The organism is Candidatus Spechtbacterales bacterium (genome assembly GCA_040879145.1).
Lineage (GTDB): Bacteria > Patescibacteriota > Minisyncoccia > Spechtbacterales > 2-12-FULL-38-22 > JAWVZY01.
Genome location: JBBDKX010000028.1, coordinates 12,004 through 16,171, shown reverse-complemented (window position 1 = coordinate 16,171; position 4,168 = coordinate 12,004). Strand labels below are relative to the sequence as shown.

General features: G+C 42.3%; 6 protein-coding genes. All 6 read left to right on the top strand.

The features are described 5' to 3' along the window. Window positions 1–767: hypothetical protein (locus WDZ40_03275; protein ID MEX0877855.1), on the top strand; the 767-nt coding region annotated here is incomplete at its 5' end. Window positions 768–1,209: 442 nt separating this feature from the next. Further along, the gene (locus tag WDZ40_03270) at window positions 1,210–1,470 is read left to right on the top strand and encodes an RNA-binding protein (protein ID MEX0877854.1); all 261 of its coding nucleotides are present in this window, start codon (window positions 1,210–1,212) and stop codon (window positions 1,468–1,470) included. A gap of 160 nt (window positions 1,471–1,630) precedes the next feature. Then, on the top strand, window positions 1,631–2,143 hold the full coding sequence (gene ppa, locus WDZ40_03265; protein MEX0877853.1) for an inorganic diphosphatase: 513 nt from the start codon (window positions 1,631–1,633) through the stop codon (window positions 2,141–2,143). Between the two features lie 43 nt (window positions 2,144–2,186). Continuing rightward, window positions 2,187–3,182, top strand: a complete 996-nt coding sequence (locus tag WDZ40_03260; protein ID MEX0877852.1) for a calcium/sodium antiporter — start codon at window positions 2,187–2,189, stop codon at window positions 3,180–3,182. 60 nt (window positions 3,183–3,242) lie between these two features. Further along, entirely contained in the window at window positions 3,243–3,692 is a 450-nt protein-coding gene (locus WDZ40_03255; protein MEX0877851.1) for a hypothetical protein, read from the top strand. A 1-nt stretch (window position 3,693) separates the two neighbouring features. Continuing rightward, window positions 3,694–4,113: a PPC domain-containing DNA-binding protein gene (locus WDZ40_03250; protein ID MEX0877850.1), complete on the top strand. Its 420-nt coding sequence runs from the start codon at window positions 3,694–3,696 to the stop codon at window positions 4,111–4,113. The last annotated feature ends 55 nt before the right edge of the window (window positions 4,114–4,168 follow it).

The window sequence follows — 4,168 nt, the reverse complement described above, 5'->3', positions numbered from 1 at the left end:
AGGGAGAACTCGTAGGAACAGGAACTCTCGGCTTTACATGGGGAGATTCTGAAATTTCAGATACTCTAACCATAGGAGCAAGCTCAACAGTAGCAGACGGAGCCTTAAGCGCCAATGTATCTCTCCTCGGCTCTGCCATAGAGAAAGGAGAACTCGCGGGAACAGGAACTCTCGGCTTTACATGGGGAGACTCTGAAATCTCAGATACTCTAACTGCTTCAAACTATCTACCGCTTGCGGGAGGAACACTAACCGGAGCATTAACACTCTCCGCGGATCCTACAACAGCCCTGGGGGCTGCAACGAAGCAGTATGTGGATGGTGGCGGGCCGACCATTGTCCGTAAGACGGTCGACGAGTCCCTCACGAATTCTGCGACCGTACAGAACGACGATGAACTGACTTTCGCTATTGGGGCGAACGAGACTTATTTTGTAACGTTCGTACTTTTTTATATCTCCGATCACACTGACGGGGATCTTCGTGTGACGCTTGCAGTTCCTAGTGGGGCCACGTTGAAGTTCGGTGGCGTAGGGATATCCGACGATGCGGCGACCAATAGCAAGTTCGACGGTAACTGGGCGGTGGGTACGACCATGTTCTTTGGGGGCATCGGTGCTGGTAGCAGAGTCCCAGCCATCCTTAACGCTGTCATAGTGAATGGCGGTACTGCGGGCAACGTAACTCTCCAGTGGGCGCAAAGGCTAGCGGATGCGGACGCAACCACCGTGGAGGCCAACAGTTATCTCATAGCACACAAGGAGTAGTGAAAATATGGCACGCACTGAAGGCGGTAAGATCATCAACCCGACCCAACTCGGGATCGAACTTGGAAGGACTTGGAAGGGCGCCGTTGTGGGTAGTTCGCGGCGTACCTAGGCCATGCGCCTTCTGATACGACCATTGCCGTTGGGTTTCGGTGCGCCCGGTAGTCCTCGCCGGCCCGCTTCGCCGAGGGAGCCGAGGCGAGCGGGTGTAGATTTTGTTACGGATCGTTGAATTTCAGGTTAGAATTCAAGCACAGGAGGTTGCTTTTATTTTTAGATATGTTATACTGATTTTGTTCGTTGTAAGGTTCTCGTAGTTGTAAGGTTTTTATACTCTTATGTAAAACGAGAAAAGGCTCCAGACCATATAAGGTTCGGGCCGCCGGTCGCTTAAAACGAAAGTTATTACAAGTTTAATAAGTGTTAAACTCACTACGAGAAAATGGCTAAGAAATTATTTGTAGGAGGACTACCTTATCAGACCACTGAAGAGGAACTTGCCGAGGCTTTTGGCCAGGCAGGTGAAGTAGAATCAGCAGTGATCATTAAGGACAAGTTTTCCGGTCGTTCAAAGGGCTTTGGGTTTGTGGAAATGAAAGACGATGAAGGAGCACAAGCTGCAGAGGAAATGTGGAGCGGAAAAGACTTCGAAGGACGAAGTCTTACCGTGAACGAAGCTCGACCAATGGAAAGGAGAGAATAAGAACTCTTTGATCCAATAAAAAAATAAATACCCCCAACTGGGGGTATTTATTTTTTTATTACAAATCCTCAGCAAATAAAAAGACTTAGTGGACAGCAACTCTTTTATTTTGTATGATATAAAAGTCGTTAATAATGATAATTAAATCTAAAATAGAAGTATGTTATTAGAAAAGTTACCACGCGGAGAAAATTTTCCTGAGGGTTTCAATGTAGTTGTCGAGATACCGCAAGGTTCTCCTGTTAAATATGAAATAGATAAAGACTCAGGGGCTATATTTGTAGACCGCTTTGCTTATTCAAGTATGGTCTATCCTTTTAATTACGGTTTTATTCCCCATACCAAAGCGGACGATGGCGACCCCACTGATGTGTTGGTATTATCCACATATCCCGTTCATCCCGGAACTGTGATTCCATCTCGTGCTATTGGAATGCTTGAAATGGAAGATGAAAGCGGTATAGACCACAAAATACTTGCTGTTCCTACAAAAAAAGTTGATCCTTTTTATGCGGGTATAGAGGATGTGGAAGATTTGGATTCTGCTACACGGGATAAGATTCGCCACTTTTTTGAAAGGTATAAAGAACTTGAGCCTAAAAAATGGGTTAAAGTCAAAAACTTCCACGGAAAAGATAAAGCGTTGGAAGAGATAAAAAAATCAGCAGAGTAAATAAAAGCCCCGAAACAAGGGGCTTTTTGGTATACTTAAATATATGTACGACACTTATTTATATATTGTAGTCCTTGCTTTGGGAATATATTTTCTTGTAAAAAGCGGAACTTATATTGTCCGCTCGCTTGGTGTTATGGCGAGGTATCTTGGTGTTTCAGATTTTGTTATAGCCTTTTTATTAATGGCATTTGCAACAAGCATTCCGGAGCTCGCTGTTGGAATAAACGCCGCTTTTTCAAATAGCCCTGAAATAGTATTGGGAAATATTTTAGGTACAAACATAGTTAACTTAAGTCTTATAATGGGTCTTGTAGCTGTTATAGCATTAAAGGTAAGTGTGGATGATCATGACCATTTTTTGAAGCGCAGGTTTTTTAACTTTACTCTTATAATGTCGCCTCTGTTTTTAATGCTGGATGGTTCGCTTGGCAGATTGGATGGGTTAATTCTTTTAGTTTTGTTCTCATGGAATACGGCGCGCCTCTTTAACGTTAAGGAGACGCTTCAAAAAAGAAACGGTGTATCCGATTTAAATACCCCTGAAGCTGAAAAGGATAAAAAAAGCGTATCTCTCAGGGAATTTTTTAAAAATTTCTTTATGTTTAGTGTGAGCAATTTTGTGATACTCGCGGCCGCTTATGCTGTTGTGTGGGCAGCTGAAAATATATCCATAGACATGGGTATACCCGCGGCTTTGATAGGTATATTTGTTATAGGCATAGGAACAAGCCTACCGGAGTTAGTTTTTGGGATAAGCAGCGCCTCTTCGGGCAAGGGAGATATGAGCCTAGGTAATCTTTTGGGCTCCGCCGTTATAAACGCGACGCTTATTTTAGGGATTACCGTACTTATTAAGCCGATAACCATAGAGGGCGGCATATTTTGGATAAGTGGTATATTTTTAGCTGCCACCATGCTTGCGGGCTTTTACTTTTTAAGAACAAAAGACTTTTTAAACAGAAAAGAAGGCATAGCCCTTGTTTTTTTGTATATTCTTTTTATTTTCGTCGAACTTGGACATAATCTCTGGTTTTAGGTTTATAGGTTCTTAATTTTGGTATAATATAAAGGTAGGTACAATTAATATTTAATAAGTATGAATAAAAGATTTTTAATTTTCGCTTTAGCATTACTCATTCTTGGTGTTGTCGTTTTCTTTGTGGCCGGCAATAACTCCGCGGAAGTTCCTGAGGTTTCTCAAAACAACACACAGGAAGAACAAATAGAAAATACAGGAGAGGATGTTGTAATAACTTATACTGATTCCGGGTATTCTCCTCAAAACATAACCATATCTTTAGGAACTACAGTTGTGTTTATCAATGAAAGCTCTTCCGCTATGTGGCCCGCAACAAATATACACCCCACGCACACAATATATCCGAATTCAAATATATCCGATTGTGGTACAGGCAAGGTAATGTTTGATGCATGCGGTGAAATATCTCCCGGTGAAAGCTGGTCATTTACTTTTAACGAAGCGGGGAACTGGCGTTATCATAACCACATAAGGGCGACCCGCGGGGGGGTAATAGTGGTTGAATAATATGGAGTTAATTAAAAAGTCAGATAATTCTTACATTCTGCGCCTGGACCCCGGAGAAGAGTTTATATCTTCTGTTCAGGATTTTTGCGTTGCTAACAAAATAGAAAACGGATGGATTCAGTCAATTGGCTCCGCAAAAGAGCTGGAGATCGCGTATTTTAATTTGGACAAGAAGGATTACGACACCTCTGCTTTTGTGGAGTTTGTGGAAATATTAAATATTTCAGGCAATATTGCCATAAAGGACGGCAAACCTTTTTGTCACGCGCACGGAGTTTTTGGCCGGTCTGATATGAGCACCATCGGCGGACATGTTATAAGATGTGTGATTTCAGCAACCGCGGAGGTGTATATAGGCGTTGGCGAAGGGAAAATACACCGCGAATTTGATAAAGAGACAAATTTATATTTGTTAAAATAAAAATGCTCTTTTCCGGCAATTCTAACAAAAGTATATATCTTGATTACGCCGCTAC